Here is a 15,539-nt window from a genome sequence, read left to right as displayed (position 1 = left end):
AAAATCCTGTCGATAGAATATCATAGATATCCATCAACAGGATTTATTATAGAGCCCTATTAATTCTAGCTATGGGAAGCTTTTTTAGATTATTTCTTTATTATTTTGACTAATCTAAATACCCCATAAATCATCATTATAACCCAACCTAGGATTGAAATATACAATAATACTGTAAACCAAATTGGCGTCTTAAATGAAAGAATAGCTGTATTTTCTCCTACTTTTGCTGTTACTTGAGGCATTCCAATTTCATTAAGTTTTGGATTCACCTTTTTGCCATTTACATTCAATTGAGATTGACGATATATAAAAATTGGTAGAGCAACTAGCTTTGCCTTAGCCTCATTCCACTTAAGTTGCAATTGGCCACCTGGTAAATTTTTCTTACTAAAGTTTTTTTCTTGCGGTGCCATACTCATCAATATCCCCGTAACATCCGAAGACTTGATTTTCCTTTGAACAGGAAGATAATCAGGACTATTAATTGCAATCTTTTTAATATATACGTCTAGCCCCTGTTCTTTCATTTCTTTAACATTACTAGTAATCCCTTTGTTGTAAGTAATATTATTATTTATTTCATTAAAGTCAGCTCTAACGTTGAATAACACTACTACAATAGCTAAAGCACTAGCAATTATACCAATCTTTTTACCATGATTTTTAATTATTTCAGTAATAGTTAGGCCAATACCGATAAATAGTAGCGGATAAGCTACTACCGTAAATCGATTTGGAAATTGCAGATAACCAGTTACTGCTGGAAAATTATCTTTAATAAATTGCCATGGAAATAAGTTAGAACTTAAATAAAGAAATACTGCTCCTTCAAGAGTTACGAAAGTATTTAGTCTAGAAGACCTAAAGTTAAATAATACATAAATTATTTGGACGATAAATAGTAATAGAGTAACTTCAGTAATGGATGTCCACATCGTAGACGCACCAGCAACAGATAAGTTCAAAGCTGTTAGAACTGGTGAATAATTAATTGGGGATGCCATTTGATTAGTAGGATAAAGCAATAAAAATGCTCCCCAGACATTAGCTGTTAAAATAATAAACAAGCCAACTGCTTTAAAGGCATCAATCCACATTTGATGTTTATTTTTACTTAAAACTAAGCCGTAAATAAAGAATGGAATTAAAGTTAAAATAGCAAAAAAGGTACTCAATAAATGAATTTGAGCTACAATTGCCATTACAATTCCTAGACTAACCCAACTAAAACGTTTCTGATGATTATTCAGTAAATTAATCCCCTGCATTAAAACAAAAGGTATTAAAACTGCTCCCCAAGAGTTAAATGCATTTGAACGCGGCCAATAAGCAATATATCCAGTTGTCAAAAACATAGCAGTGATTATCGCAGAAACTGTTTTTGATATTTTTACTTTTCGGCTTAAATGATAGGTACCTAGCCCACCAATTATAAAAATCAAATAAGTTATTACAATTTGAAAACGAAGCCAGGAACTACAAAATAATAATAAAAATCCCATTAAATAAGCTAAAAATGGACCATAGAGGGCATTTACTATTCTTCCACTTGCTCCCATACCATAATTCATCTGAAAATATGAAAAATTATGATTCTGTATTTGCTGATATGTATCATAAAAACGATGAAAATGAAAAGCAGTATCGTCTAAAGTTAATCCAGATCGTGTACTTAACTCTGTCCAAATTAGAATAGTTGCAATAATTACGCTTAATACAATTGGAATAAGATAATCTATTATTCGACTTTTATATTTATTTATAAAACTATTTTCCATTTTCTACCTCGAATAAGTATTTACTTAACTTTCTAATTGTATCATTACAAACAATAAAAAATTATGCTTATTTAACAATTTACTCTTTTGTTGGTGCATTAACCATATTTCTTCCCTTGCGATATGCCTGTTTAATATCATTTAGAGTCAAATCTTTTCCCTTTTGATCATAAACTACTAATACTTCTCTTACACCATCCGCAAACTTGCTTAATAATCTAAATACTGTAATTTCTGCAAAAAATAAAACCAATAATAAGAAAACAGCAGTCGCTGAAATACGGGAAAGAGCAAATAAATTATGGAAGAAAATTATAGACAGAACTAGTGCTAAGAAAGAACTACCTAGTACGGTCCATCTAAATTTATTTAAAGGTCTTGAAATATGGTATAAAACCATCATACCCACTGCTACTAATAACATTGTAGCCGTAGTGGCTACTTCTTGTCGTCCCAGAGCTAGCACAATATCTGCAACCACTAGAATAGAAACAGCTAACATATCTGTAATTCCACCTGGAATCGCTCTAGATAACACATTAGGTATAAATTTTCCACGAATACGATTGTAATTATTTTCAAGAGCCAGTAAGAATGAAGGCAGACCTATCGTAAATGCAGAAATCAAAGCAATTTGTGCTGGTCTTAATGGATAAGACATTGCAAAAACTAAAGAAAAGATTGCCATTAAGAAAGAAAAGATATTTTTAACTAAGAATAAACTAGCTGATCTTTCAATATTATTAACTACTTTTCTACCCTCATCTACAACTTTAGGCATTCTAGCAAAGTCAGAATCTAATAAAACAACCTGAGATGCCTGAACAGCGGCACTATTTCCAGAGGCCATGGCAATAGAACAATCTGCAGTTTTCATTGCTAAAATATCATTGACACCATCCCCAGTCATAGCAACTGTATTACCATTTTTTTGAAGTGCCTTAATTAACTTTTTCTTTTGATCAGGTTTTACGCGGCCGAAGACATTGTATTTTCTAACAACTTCTCCGTAGTCACCTTCACCAATTTCAGTCGCATCAATTAATTTATTTGCATCTCGAATACCAGCTTGCTTAGCAACGCGTGCTACAGTTAAGGGATTATCGCCAGAGATTACTTTAATATTTACACCTTGACGATCAAAATATTCAAAAGTACTCTTTGCTTCCTTTCGAATTGGATTAGAGATCAAAATATAACCGAGCAACTCAACTTCTTTAGAGAGTTTCTGCTTTTCATCCTTTAAGACTTCTGGATATTTGGCAAATGCTAAAACACGGTATCCCTGACTCGTATATTGATTTATTTCTTTTTCGTATGCTTCAAATTGATCTCGTAGTACAAATTCTGGTGCTCCCATGAGTAAAGTATTACCGTTAACAACTGCACCACTATATTTGTTTACTGAAGTAAAAGGAATAATTTGCGTAGCCTGAACATTAAATTTTTGATTAAAAGCTTTTGCTACCGCTTTAATAGTGGCATTATCATGTGGCATATTTTGAGCAAAAATAGAAATTTCTTTCGTCAAGCTTTCCTTGCTTGTACTAACAGGAACAGTTTTTTCAACTTCCATTTTAGGTTCAGTAATGGTTCCAGTCTTATCAACACATAAGACGTTAACCCGGGCCAATGTTTCTACGCTCTTCATATCATGAAGCATCACTTGTGAACGTGCTAAGCGCATTGCAGCTAAAGCCAGAGCAATGGTAGTTAATAAATATAAGCCCTCCGGAATCATTCCAATTACTGCTGCTTCCATTGATACAATACTTTCGGGTAAAGTTAGATGATTTACATATCGAGCAACAATGAATAGAGCAATCCCGCAAGGAATAATAATGATTCCTACCCACTTAATTAATTTATTAATTGAGCGAACCATTTCGGAACCTTCTTTTGAATTCATCGCTTTCGCTTCTAAGGTTAGTTTAGAAACATAAGAATTTTTACCCACTTTTTCAAGACGTGCATATGCTTTGCCCGCTACTACAAAACTTCCAGACATGAGGGCTGAGCCAACGTCTTTTTCTATTTCATCCGCTTCCCCAGTTAACAATGCCTCATTAACTCTCAATGTACCTGAGATAACTTGTCCATCGGCTGGAATTTGATCTCCTGTTTGAAGTACAATTACATCTCCCAACACTAAATCTTCAATTGGAATAACTTTTTCCTCTTGATCACGAATTACAGCAATTTTAGTTGTATTCATCACGTTTAATTTATCTAAAACACTTTTTGCTCGTAATTCTTGAACAATTCCGATTATCATATTAGCTATAATTACTGGTAAAAAAGTTAAATCTTTGTATTCACCAACTACAACTAAAAGAACAGCTAATACCAAAAAGATCAAGTTAAAGTAAGTAAAGGTATTTTCTTTAATAATCTGCCATGTAGTTTTAGCTTGATCGTTAACTGCACGGTTAACTTTTCCTTCTTTAATTCTTTGCTCAACTTCAGTAGTCGTTAAGCCAATTGGTCGTTTAAACTTTTCTTTCATTCTATCCTTAAAAATTAATCTACATGTAAGTTATCATCTTTTTCAATAGTGACCTCGCCAGCAACATCAGTATTAAAAAATTCAGAAATTTCATGAACATTCCAGCCTTGCCCAAGACCCCACATTAACTTGGTAATTGCACTTTCTGAAGTCATATCTCGAGCACTAATTGCACCTTCAAGTAATGCTTCTCGGCCAACTTCATACTTAGTAAGATCACTGCGTTCATACAAACATTGACTAGTAGCGATAATTGGAATACCTTTTCGAATTAATTTTCCAACAGCTGCTACCATATTTCTTCTAATATAATTCATACCGCCTAGACCATAAGCTTCAATTACAATTCCCTGACAGCCACTATCAACCATCGCAAACAACAAATTAGGATCAAAACCCGGGAAAAGTTTAACTAAAGAAACATGTGGATTAATCTCGGTATTTAAAACAGTTTCTCCAGTATTTTTAGGTAAGTTTTGTTCAGAAAAAACTAACCCATCAGATGTTACTCGCGCAACTGGAGGTACATTTACACTTTCAAATGCATCAAAGTTAATAGTTCTGACTTTAACGCTTCTACATCCAAGCATTACTTTTTGATTAAAAGCTAAGTAAATATTTGGATGACAACTAGCTGCTGCTGCAAAAGCCAATTTTAAATTATCTGGTGCATCACTTAAGACAACATTAATTGGCACCTGACTTCCAGTTAAAACAACAGGAATATTAATATTTTGCAGCATAAAAGCTAACATTGAAGCAGTGTAAGACATAGTGTCCGTTCCATGCGAAACTACGATTCCATCATATTTATTTCGATTTTCATAAATTTTTTCTGCAATCAGTTTCCATTCCTCTGGTTGAATATTTGAAGAATCTAACTGTAAAATATCTTCGACCGTAATATCATACGGTAACTCACCCAACATATTAATTAATTGTTCTCCAGATTCCTTAGGAACTAAACCTGCATCTGACATAACAGAAGCAATTGTGCCTCCAGTAGAAAGCAATAAAATTTTCTTTTGCATAATCGTCACTCATTCTTTATTTTCTATTCTATTGTTCTATTAATTATACGAAAAAAGTTGCCATAGTTTAAATTCTATGACAACTTTTTGTGAAATTTTATCCTGCATGACGCCAATCTTTGTCCATTAAAATACGTGCTGCAATAAGTCCCAATGGTAAGCAAATGACAATCATTAAAGCTTGTACCATCCATAGTGCACCTGCATTTAATGAGGTTAATCCTAAGTTAAACATTGCTCGATACATATAAAGTCCCGGAACCATGATAACTATTGAAGGAACAGTAATTGCAATTCTTGGAAAACCAATTTTACGTCTAATAATTGATGCTAACATCCCAGCAACAAAAGCTCCAATAAACGCAGCAACTGCTGGTGGAACGTTTGACCAATCCACTAAACTTAAACGTAAAGTATTGGCTATGGCTCCAGAAATGCCAGCAATAGTTGCCATTGAGATTTTAGAGTTAAACATAATTGAGAAGCCGAATACACCGCAAAAGCTAGCTAGTAATCTTAATAAAGTCAAAACTACTGGGGTTAATCCTAAGTTTTCAAAATTCTGTGGATGTAAGTTTAAAAGCAAAGCCATTACCCAGCCAACTGCAGTTGCGACCACAATAATCATTATTGCGTAAGCCATTCGTTCAAGTCCCGACCGCATATCAAGTTTAGAAATATCTAGTCCAGAGGTAATAAATGGAAAACCAGGAATCACGAACAACATTGCACCAATATATCCATCTAAATGATGTAGACTTACTGGATAAAATAATCTAATTAAATAGAAACTAGCTACATATACAAGACACGCAATAGCAACTGACACTGTAATATTAGCCAATATAGTAAGATGTCGATCGGCCATTTTTCGGCGAACGTAGTTACCACAAGCAGCTCCTAAAAAAGCACAAATAACTTCAAAAATCCCCCCACCAAGTAAAAAAATAAATCCGCCACATGCAAGTCCAGCTGCTAAACCAACTTGCCAAGGTTCATATTGTGACTTCATAGTAGAAATTTCTTCTAAACGATTATGAATTTGACCAATTGTCCAGTTTCCATCATCTTTTTTAAACTGATTAACAAAATTTTCCATTCGATCTAGCTTATTTGTATTAACTCCTGTTGATGGCAAACTCAAGGCCTGAGTATAACTTTTACCATCTGCATCGACACACGTATATTCAATTGAAACTAGTCCAATATCAGTACTACAAGTCATATCTAGACACCGAGCAATTGTATTCATAGCCGATCTTACTCGCCAAGCTCCGGTCCCATAAGACAATAACATCATTCCAATATGACCTACAATTACTGAGCGTTCAGCTAAAGTAGCATTTTTAGCTGGCGTAATATTATCACTAGTAAAAAATTCTTGCCAGCGAATTCGCATATGATGATGATGCGACAAAGTATGCTGGTGGTGTAGTTGATTTACACGTTCATTTTGAATTTCTTTATTTTTCACTTTCATAGTCCCCAAACTTCGATTAAATATCATACCTTTAAAATTTTATCACAGAAAAAACGTCTTGCACTCTTAACTTAAGTACGAGACGTTTTAATTTTATTAAAAATATTGACTATAATTCGATTCTATCAACAACTTCTTTCATCTTCGTTGCTGAATAAGTCATTTTTTTCTCTTCATCATCGGACAAATGAAGTTCAATTACATCACTAATTCCATTAGCAGTAATTACAGCTGGACTTCCTAAGTAAAGATCATGGATACCATACTCACCATTCATTGGAGCTGAAAGTGGTAAAACTTGAGCCTTATTCTCTAAAATCGATTTACAAATTTGGGTTAAGCACATTGCAACACCGTAGAAAGTTGCACCTTTATTAGCAATAATCCTTCCACCCTTTTTACGGACATCAGTTTCCAAATCTACTAAAGTCTGCTCATCTAATTCTTTATATGAACGAAGCGGTTTATGATCAATAATCGCTTCATCAAAGTTTTCAAAAGAAGTATCCCCGTGTTCACCTAGAACGTAAGCATCAATGTGGTCTACATTAACTCCCGTCTTATGTGATAAAGCAACACGCAAACGTGCAGTATCAAGAGATGTTCCTGTTCCAATAACTTTATTCTTAGGAAAACCAGTTAACTTTTGAGTCAAAGTAGTCAAAATATCTACTGGATTAGCAGAAACAACAAAGATGCCATTAAACCCAGATTTAACAATTGGCTTTACAATTGACTTCAAGATTTTAACATTAGTGTTTACTAAATCTAGTCTCGTCATTCCGGGCTTCCTTGCAGCACCTGCAGTAATTACAGCAATATCTGCATCTTTAGCGTCGCCATAGTCGCCACTCTTAACAGTACATTGGCCAACAAATGGTGCGAGATCTTCTAGATCTAAAGCATCCCCTTCAGTGATTTTCTTAACTACATCACAAATTACTAGTTCATCAATTTTAACGTTTTGCAATAAGTCATTTGCAAAAGTTGAACCTACACGGCCGTCACCAACTAAAAATACTTTTCTACGACTCATTTTTATATACTCCTTTAAAATGAAAACTTAACTTCTACAATTTAAGTGTACACAAGCTGCCCTTCTATTGAAAACGTCTTATTTAATTAAATTTGCCATTGCTTTTCCTGCTTCACGGCCAAAAATAATTGTTTCAGCAATAGAATTACCACCAATTCTATTGTTTCCGTGTAATCCTCCACTAACTTCACCAGCAGCATATAAACCATGAATAAAATTACCATTCGTGTCATATACTCTTGTATCCGGAGCAATATGAATGCCGCCCATTGTATAGTGAATAGCTGGAGCAATGTGAATAGCGTAATATGGTGCATGATCTAAGCTACCCATCCCAGTAGTACGGTTAAACTCTGTATCATCATGCTTTTCAACAGCTTGATTCCACGTATTGAGAGTTTGTTCAAGAGTAGCCCCAGGTACATTAATGCTTTCAGCTAGCTCTTCAATAGTATTTCCATGAACCACTAGATGAATTGAATCATAAAATTCAATCGCTTTTACTCGATCTCTTACTCCTTGATCAAAAATCAAAAATGCAGAATGTTCAGGTGTATTAGTTATCGCATTTGATACAATTTTTCTAGTATTTAACTCATTAACAAATCTTTTACCTTGATGATCAACCAGAATGGCTCCTTCCCCGCGGACTGCTTCTCCAATTAAATAAGCATGGTCCGTATCTTGTTGAACAGTTGGGTGAACCTGAACTAATTCTAACTGTTCTAATTGAGCTCCTACCTTATCAGCTAATTTTAAGCCATCTCCAGTCGCACCAGCTTGATTAGTTGTCTTATAATCACGCAAATCTGGCCGATATTTAGCAATTAAATCCTTTGAGGCTCCAAAACCACCCGTAGCAAGTAAAACAGCTTTTGCATTTACTTTAAGATCATTATTAATTTCTACACCGTTAATTTTTTTATCTGCATCTTGCAACAATTCAGTAACTTTAGCACCAGTAAAAATTGGAATATTTTTCTCATCAGCAATTTTAAGTAAGTTATTAACTAAAAATGCCCCAATTGGTGCCATTGATGATGGTCGGTGCGTACGCTTCTTAGACATTCCACCAGTAATAGTTAAATCATCTACTTTAATACCTAGATCTTCAAGCCAAGCAATTGCTAAAGGCGCATGTTCTACAAAATAATGAAGCATTTTACGGTCATTCATATAGCCGCCACCCTTTAATGTTTCATCGTAAAATTTTTGCATACTGTCATTTACACCTAAACGAGCTTGAACAATACTTTCAGCGGCATTCATTCCTGAGCTTGCACGCATAGTATTGCCACCTAGGAAATTATTTTTTTCAAGAATTGCAACATTTAGGCCATATTGTTGTGCTTGGATAGCAGCAGCTAATCCTGTACCACCACTACCTACAATAATTGCATCGTAATCTTTTTTTAGGTTATCTAATGTTTGCGTTGGAAATTTATATGCCATTGTTTATCCCTCTTTTAATCATCAATTGGCTCAGTATTCATTGCATTCGTCATGGTAATTGGCTTCATCCACTTATCATATTGCTCTTTAGTTACTACTCCACTCTTTAAAGCTGCTGTACGCAAAGTTGTATTATTTTTAGCAGCAGTTTGAGCAATTGTAGCTGCTTCATGGTAACCAATATGTGGTGAAAGTGCAGTAACTGTCATCAAAGAATCAGTCACATCTTTAGCCATTCTTTCTTTATTGACAGTCATACCATGAATCATCTTGTCAGCAAATCCAGAAATAGTTCCTGATAAAACATTTGCGGACTCTAAAAAGGCAGCAATCATAACAGGTTTAAAGACATTCATTTCCAAATTACCTTGGGATGCAGCCATAGTGATTGTAGTGTCATTACCAAAAACTCTTACACATGCCATTGTAACTGCTTCGGCTTGAGTTGGGTTAACCTTACCTGGCATGATAGAAGAGCCAGGCTCATTTGCTGGTAAGTTAAGTTCACCTAAACCAGCCCTTGGGCCCGAACCTAAAAAACGAATATCTTGAGCAATCTTGAACATGTCAGCTGCTAAAGCTTTTAAAGCCCCATGAACTACATTTAAACCGGAGTGATTTGCCAAGCCAAAGAATTTATTTGTCTTAACATCAAATTGATGACCATATTTCCTTGATAAGCGTTCAGCAATATCTTCAGCCATCCCAGGAGCAGCATTAAGACCTGTACCAACTGCAGTTCCTCCAATTGGTAATTCATACAAGGTTTTTTCTAATTCATTAATGTAAGATAAATCATGATTAAGAGCAGAAATATAACCAGATATCTCTTGACCAAAAGTTAATGGTACCGCATCTTCTAAATGTGTTCTTCCCACTTTAACTGTCGTCCAGTACTCATCTCGCTTAACTTTTAATTCCTTAATTAAGTGTTTAATAGATGGCTTTAAATCATCTAAAGCTTGAGTTGCAACTAAATTCATTGCAGTTGGAAATGTATCATTTGAAGATTGCCCCATATTTACATCATCATTGGGCAATATATTTAAGCCAGGATGGTTTTTATTAGCTAAATTAGCCACCACCTCATTTACGTTCATATTAGTTTGAGTACCTGAACCTGTTTGATACACATGAAGTGGAAAATAAGGTTGCAATTCATCGTTATTTAAATCAAGTAATTGATGAATTGCTTCGATAATTGCTCGCCCTTTTTCTTCTGTTTCAGTTCCAGCCTCAATATTAGCTTGAGCTGCTGCAAGTTTTATCTGAAGAAGTGCTCGAATAATTCCAATTGGCATTAATGCACCTGTATGGAAGTTATCTTTACTTCTTTGAGTTTGCGGCCCCCATAATGCCTTCTCAGGAATCTCTACTGGACCTAATGTATCATTTTCCACACGATAGCCTTTTTTTACCATAATTTTTTATCCTCCGTTTTCATTATCTTAATTATAAGCTAAATTTTAATGAAAGGGCATACAAAAAGCGGAGAATATAATTCTTCGCTAATATCATGTATTAAAATTATACTAAAAATAGTTTTACAATGCTATACGCTTAGCGCTCTTGGTGATTTAACTTCTTGGCCACCAAGTCTCCGACAACTTGTACAATAAGCACTAATAAAAGTACTAATAAAGTTGCTACTAAAGTAACATCATTATTAAACCTGTTATATCCATAAGAAATAGCTGTGTTTCCAAGTCCACCAGCTCCAACAGCACCGGCCATTGCTGTTAATCCAATCAAGCTAATTAAGGTTACTGTTGAAACTCTAGCCAACTCTGATCTACTTTCTCTTAAATAAACATCAAAAATAATATCTTTTGTAGAAGCACCCAAAGCTTCGGCTGCTTCAACCTTTCCATTATCAACACTTTCAAGAGCAACTTGAACTTGGCGTGCAAAAAATGGAAAAACTCCTAAGGTTAGTGGCACTAAAGCTGCTTTCATTCCAATTTGAGTACCTACAATCTTCTGAGTAACAGGAGCAACAAAGGCTAACAAAATAATAAATGGAACTGCTCTAAAAATTGATACTAATTTATCAACTATCCAATAAACTACTTTATTCGCTAAAATTCCTTTAGGCTTAGTCAAAACTAGTAATAAACCAAATATTAAACCTAGAACTCCTCCAAAAATAGCTGACCAAAAAGTCATAAATAAAGTTTGAAAAATAGCTGTTCCCCAACCAGCATCTCCACCCCATCCAAGGGCTACAACATTAGGAAAGTTTTTAGTAAAAAAACTAATCATTAGTCAGCACTCCTTTATCTAATTTAGTTACCACTACATTCTTACTTTTCAAGAATTTAATTGCTTCTTCTTGTTTTTGTTTGTCTAAATTCAATAAGATAGCTAGTGTTCCAATTGGTTCACCACTCAATACTTCCACGTTTCCATATAGAATACTTGCTTTTGTATTTAAAGCAACGTCTAAGTCAGCTACAACTGATTTAGTAACATCATTAATGCTATAAACCAATTGATAGAGTTCCGCATTATCGGCCAACTTATCAAAATTGTAGGTATTCAAAATATGTTGTGCTTGTAAAGCGCCACCCACAAATTGTCGAGTTAATTGCTTTTGCGGATGTAAAAATACTTCTCGTAAGTCCCCTTTTTCAATTATTTTTCCCGTTTCCATTACAGCAATCTTATTTGCTACTCGCTTTACTGCATCCATTTCGTGAGTAATCAATACAATTGTTAAACCTAATTTTTTATTTAAATCATATAATAAGTCTAATATTTGATTAGTCGTTTTTGGATCAAGTGCACTTGTTGCCTCATCAGAAATTAAAATATCAGGATCATTAGCTAATGCACGTGCAATTGCAACACGCTGCTGCTGTCCACCAGACAATTGAACTGGATAAAAATTAGCCTTATCTTTCAAGCCGACTAATTCTAATAAGTGGAGTGACTTTTCCTCAAGCTCTTTATCAGATAAATGTGTATGTTGTAATGCAAAAGCAACATTTTCAATGACTGTTTCTTCGTTTAAAAGATTAAAATTCTGAAAAATCATTCCAATTTTTCTTCTTTTTTCCTGAAGCTGCTTTTTACTAACTTGCAATTTATTATCTTTAAACAAAACTGTTCCATTAACTTCAACTGAACCAGCAGAAGGATATTGCAATAAGTTAATGGTTCTTACTAGAGTTGATTTTCCTGCACCAGAGAAACCAATTACTCCATAAATATCACCCTTATTTATTTCTAAACTTACTTCATTAACTGCTTTATTCTGTCCAAATTGAACTGTAATATTTTTTAAATCAATTTGCGCTGTCATTAGAATCTCTCCCTATCTTATTTCAGCTTTAGTCCCCAAGCTGCGATTTCAGTCTTACCGTAAAGTTTGTCAGATAACTTCTTAGTCTTCTCTGTTTGATATGCCTTAACTAATTCTTTGTACACCCTATTATTCTTGTCTTTCTTATTAGCAACAATAATATTAATCCATTGTTCTGAATCCTTGTTTAAAGGTTCAATATAAATTGTTTGTTTGTCCCCTAACTTAGCTGGAACTGCATATGTATTATTAACGATACTTGCATCAACATCATCAATTACTCTTGCTGTCTGTTCAGCACTAACTTCTTTAATCTTCAATCCTTTAGGATTTGAAGTTATATCAGCAACTGTTGCCAGCTTAACTCCTTTTCTTAATTTGATTAAACCTGCATTCTTTAATACATATAAAGCTCTTGATTCGTTAGAAGCATCATTAGGAACAGCAATTGTAGCCCCTTGTGGTAAGTCTTTAATATCTTTATATTTCTTTGAATACAATCTAATTGGAGCGATATAAGTATTACCAATTGCGACTAATGAACCATGATTTGCCTTGTTCCAAGCGTTCAAGAAAGTGTAATGTTGAAAAGCATTTAAATCAATATCTCCATTTTGAAGTGCCTTATTAGGTTGATTGTAGTCAGTAAAGTTCTTAATTTTAATTTTTATTCCATAATCTTCTTTAGCAGTTTCTGCTACACTCTTCCAAATTTCAGCATCTTGTTTTGTTTGACCAACTACTCCCACCACTACTTCTTTTTGATCTTTTGTAGTATTACTTGTTGGTCCAAAACTAAACCATCCTGCAATTATAATTAAAATTGCAACTACTGACCAAATTATCCGATTTCTAATTCTCTTCTTATGCATTGTGCTTTCCTCCTAAAATAAAAAAGCACTCATTCCCAAAAGGACGAGTGCTCGCGTTACCACCTTTAATTTGTCATTTATTCACATAAATGACCTTAGTAAGTAGCTCTTAAACTTAATTAAGAATTACCCTGCGTTGTTAACGATCGCAACTCCGTTGATAGCTTACTATTAAAATTCGCTATCACCATTTTAATTTCTAGTCCATCTTCAATTAGACGCTCTATCTACTTACACCATGCGTAGACTCTCTAAAAGAACATTACTAATTTACTCAACCAGCAAAATGTTTAAATTAATTGTTAAAAGTATATTATAATTTTAATCAATTTTCGTCAAGCACTTTTTTAATTTTTTATTTTATTATCGAAATCATTATATTATCCTAACAAATGAGGATATTAAGAATGGAGAAAGTAAGATGAAAAATATAGTTGTCAAAATAATTATGTGGATCCTCTTTTGGTTCTACCTAATTCCATATATCTTGTTAAAAAAGTTTTATTCAAAAAAGCTGCTCATCCGATTCTTTGGGCCAACTGTGTCACAATTGGATTATTCTTCGTATTAGTATTGTTCACCTCTCCTAGTTCGCATAATACAAGCCACCAGTCTACTCAAAAAACTACTTTAACTAAAAGTAAAAAAGTAGGAACGAAGGAACTTAATAAAGAAAAAGCTAGAACTAAAATTCTTACGCAGGAAGAAAAAACAAGCAAGCTGAACGGGAAAGAAAGGCTACTGAAGCTCAATCTCAAAAAGAAGCTACTACTAAAAAGAAAGAAATTGAAGAAGCACAGAAAAAAGCTAAGCAAAATCAAGAAACAAACAATAATAGCTCATCTAGTCAAAGTCAAGGTAATCTATATACTGCAAATCAGGGTACAATTGTAGGAAATCGCAATTCAATGATCTACCACATTTCCGGACAAGCAGGCTACCACATGCATTCAGCCAATGCAGTCTATTTTAATAGTGAGCAAGATGTAATTAATGCTGGTTATAGAAAGGCGAAAAAATAATGATAAATAAAAAATTACTCAATTTTTAGCCGCTGCCCTCTTGTTTTCGCTAGAAGCTGGTCAAACATATACCTCTCAGACAAGTTCAGCTAGTGCTATTAAAATTATAAAAAATACAAGTATGACTATAGTGATCAAAAAGAAGCTAGTCGCTTAAAAAATAAAAATCAAAAAATTGAAAAGAAAATTAGTTTTTTAGATAAAAGGAAAGCTGATCTTCAAAACCAATTAAAAAACTATACTAACCCCAATGCCGTCGAATCACTAAGCAAACAAAAATTAGCTACTCTTAACTACGACGGTAAAAGCATCGTTAATGTTGATAATAATCCAGATTTTTCAAAATCAGACTTAGATACAAGCCATGGGGCTTGGCAAAAATATGGTGACTTTGATTCCCAAAATCTTGTAACAGCAGCTAATGCGCTTTTAAATAAATCATTAATGCCTAAAACAAAACGTGAGGCTCTTCATGTTAATCCAACTGGCTGGCATAATAAAAAAATCAATCATTATTGGCTTTTCAATCACTCTCACTTAATTGGTTATCAATTAACTGTCCAAAATAATGGGAAAAACCTAATGACTGGAACTAGACATTTAAATGATCCAGACATGCTGATATATGAAAATGAAGTTGCAACTTATCTAAAATCTTCACCAAATAATTACGTTCGCTACCGTGTGACAACAATTTTTAGAAATAATGAATTACTTGCTTGGAGAGTCGAAATGGAGGGACAATCTGTCAATTCCAATGATGTTCATTTCCATGTTTATATTTTTAATGTTCAAGATGGAGTAGATTTAAACTACTCTAATGGCAGCAGCAAAATTTCTTAAGTTTTAATAAAATAACTATCGTAGAAAATTAATATTTGTTATACTTCTTTTTGCTTCTCTCAAATTTCCTAAGTTCAAACCTATATATTACTTTACAATACCTATTTAATTAATGTTAGCCCCCGTAGTTTAGGTGTATGAATATACTAAATGAAGGAAGATAATATTATAAATTCTTCATTTAATTACAGTTTAACTTTATTCTAAAAAGC

The 15,539-nt window shown here is 33.7% G+C and carries 12 protein-coding genes and 1 pseudogene; 3 read left to right on the top strand and 10 right to left on the bottom strand.

Annotated elements, in window-relative coordinates; all coding sequences use genetic code 11:
• Positions 1-89: 89 nt before the first annotated feature.
• The 10 genes from FD18_RS02850 to FD18_RS02805 all read right to left on the bottom strand — a co-directional run bounded on the left by FD18_RS02850 (position 90) and on the right by FD18_RS02805 (position 13,462).
• Positions 90-1,781, bottom strand: a complete 1,692-nt coding sequence (locus FD18_RS02850) for a glycosyltransferase family protein (RefSeq protein WP_057718457.1) — start codon at positions 1,779-1,781, stop codon at positions 90-92.
• 79 nt (positions 1,782-1,860) lie between these two features.
• Positions 1,861-4,287, bottom strand: coding sequence for an HAD-IC family P-type ATPase (locus FD18_RS02845; protein ID WP_057718456.1), 2,427 nt, complete (start codon positions 4,285-4,287; stop codon positions 1,861-1,863).
• 14 nt (positions 4,288-4,301) lie between these two features.
• On the bottom strand, positions 4,302-5,318 hold the full coding sequence (locus tag FD18_RS02840) for an asparaginase (protein WP_057718455.1): 1,017 nt from the start codon (positions 5,316-5,318) through the stop codon (positions 4,302-4,304).
• A gap of 97 nt (positions 5,319-5,415) precedes the next feature.
• Entirely contained in the window at positions 5,416-6,798 is a 1,383-nt protein-coding gene (locus tag FD18_RS02835) for a threonine/serine exporter family protein (protein ID WP_057718453.1), read from the bottom strand.
• A 109-nt stretch (positions 6,799-6,907) separates the two neighbouring features.
• Positions 6,908-7,834 carry an L-lactate dehydrogenase gene (locus FD18_RS02830; protein WP_057718451.1) on the bottom strand — a complete coding sequence of 309 codons (927 nt, stop codon included), beginning with the start codon at positions 7,832-7,834 and terminating at the stop codon, positions 6,908-6,910.
• Between the two features lie 78 nt (positions 7,835-7,912).
• A complete protein-coding gene (locus FD18_RS02825) occupies positions 7,913-9,286 on the bottom strand; it encodes a flavocytochrome c (protein WP_057718449.1) in 1,374 nt (457 codons plus the stop codon).
• A gap of 14 nt (positions 9,287-9,300) precedes the next feature.
• The gene (locus tag FD18_RS02820) at positions 9,301-10,707 is read right to left on the bottom strand and encodes a class II fumarate hydratase (protein ID WP_057718448.1); all 1,407 of its coding nucleotides are present in this window, start codon (positions 10,705-10,707) and stop codon (positions 9,301-9,303) included.
• A 139-nt stretch (positions 10,708-10,846) separates the two neighbouring features.
• Entirely contained in the window at positions 10,847-11,548 is a 702-nt protein-coding gene (locus FD18_RS02815) for a methionine ABC transporter permease (RefSeq protein ID WP_057718446.1), read from the bottom strand.
• Positions 11,541-12,590, bottom strand: coding sequence for a methionine ABC transporter ATP-binding protein (locus FD18_RS02810; protein WP_057718445.1), 1,050 nt, complete (start codon positions 12,588-12,590; stop codon positions 11,541-11,543). Before FD18_RS02810 ends, FD18_RS02815 begins: the two co-directional genes overlap by 8 nt.
• Before the next feature lie 17 nt (positions 12,591-12,607).
• Positions 12,608-13,462 (bottom strand): MetQ/NlpA family ABC transporter substrate-binding protein, encoded by an 855-nt coding sequence (locus FD18_RS02805; protein WP_057718444.1) that lies wholly within the window; start codon positions 13,460-13,462, stop codon positions 12,608-12,610.
• Between the two features lie 462 nt (positions 13,463-13,924).
• On the opposite strand from FD18_RS02805, the gene FD18_RS10040 reads away from it, so the two are divergent.
• From FD18_RS10040 to FD18_RS02795, 3 genes and pseudogenes are all read left to right on the top strand, one after another.
• Positions 13,925-14,356, top strand: coding sequence for a hypothetical protein (locus tag FD18_RS10040; protein ID WP_235499862.1), 432 nt, complete (start codon positions 13,925-13,927; stop codon positions 14,354-14,356).
• A 14-nt stretch (positions 14,357-14,370) separates the two neighbouring features.
• Entirely contained in the window at positions 14,371-14,484 is a 114-nt protein-coding gene (locus tag FD18_RS10470; RefSeq protein WP_479680690.1) for a sunset domain-containing protein, read from the top strand.
• A 13-nt stretch (positions 14,485-14,497) separates the two neighbouring features.
• Positions 14,498-15,327 (top strand): annotated as a pseudogene (locus tag FD18_RS02795) (DNA/RNA non-specific endonuclease).
• Positions 15,328-15,539 lie beyond the last annotated feature (212 nt).

Origin of the sequence: Lactobacillus taiwanensis DSM 21401, assembly GCF_001436695.1 — a bacterium.
Lineage (GTDB): Bacteria > Bacillota > Bacilli > Lactobacillales > Lactobacillaceae > Lactobacillus > Lactobacillus taiwanensis.
The sequence above is the reverse complement of the archived record's forward strand: the minus strand, read 5'-3'. Positions and strand labels throughout refer to the sequence as shown.

Bases quoted from the DNA above. Each gene is read 5' to 3' on its own strand.
- FD18_RS02850 (WP_057718457.1), bottom strand. From the start codon at position 1,781: ATGGAAAATAGTTTTATAAATAAATATAAAAGTCGAATAATAGATTAT.
- FD18_RS02845 (WP_057718456.1), bottom strand. From the start codon at position 4,287: ATGAAAGAAAAGTTTAAACGACCAATTGGCTTAACGACTACTGAAGTT.
- FD18_RS02840 (WP_057718455.1), bottom strand. From the start codon at position 5,318: ATGCAAAAGAAAATTTTATTGCTTTCTACTGGAGGCACAATTGCTTCT.
- FD18_RS02835 (WP_057718453.1), bottom strand. From the start codon at position 6,798: ATGAAAGTGAAAAATAAAGAAATTCAAAATGAACGTGTAAATCAACTA.
- FD18_RS02830 (WP_057718451.1), bottom strand. From the start codon at position 7,834: ATGAGTCGTAGAAAAGTATTTTTAGTTGGTGACGGCCGTGTAGGTTCA.
- FD18_RS02825 (WP_057718449.1), bottom strand. From the start codon at position 9,286: ATGGCATATAAATTTCCAACGCAAACATTAGATAACCTAAAAAAAGAT.
- FD18_RS02820 (WP_057718448.1), bottom strand. From the start codon at position 10,707: ATGGTAAAAAAAGGCTATCGTGTGGAAAATGATACATTAGGTCCAGTA.
- FD18_RS02815 (WP_057718446.1), bottom strand. From the start codon at position 11,548: ATGATTAGTTTTTTTACTAAAAACTTTCCTAATGTTGTAGCCCTTGGA.
- FD18_RS02810 (WP_057718445.1), bottom strand. From the start codon at position 12,590: ATGACAGCGCAAATTGATTTAAAAAATATTACAGTTCAATTTGGACAG.
- FD18_RS02805 (WP_057718444.1), bottom strand. From the start codon at position 13,462: ATGCATAAGAAGAGAATTAGAAATCGGATAATTTGGTCAGTAGTTGCA.
- FD18_RS10470 (WP_479680690.1), top strand. From the start codon at position 14,371: ATGATCTACCACATTTCCGGACAAGCAGGCTACCACATGCATTCAGCC.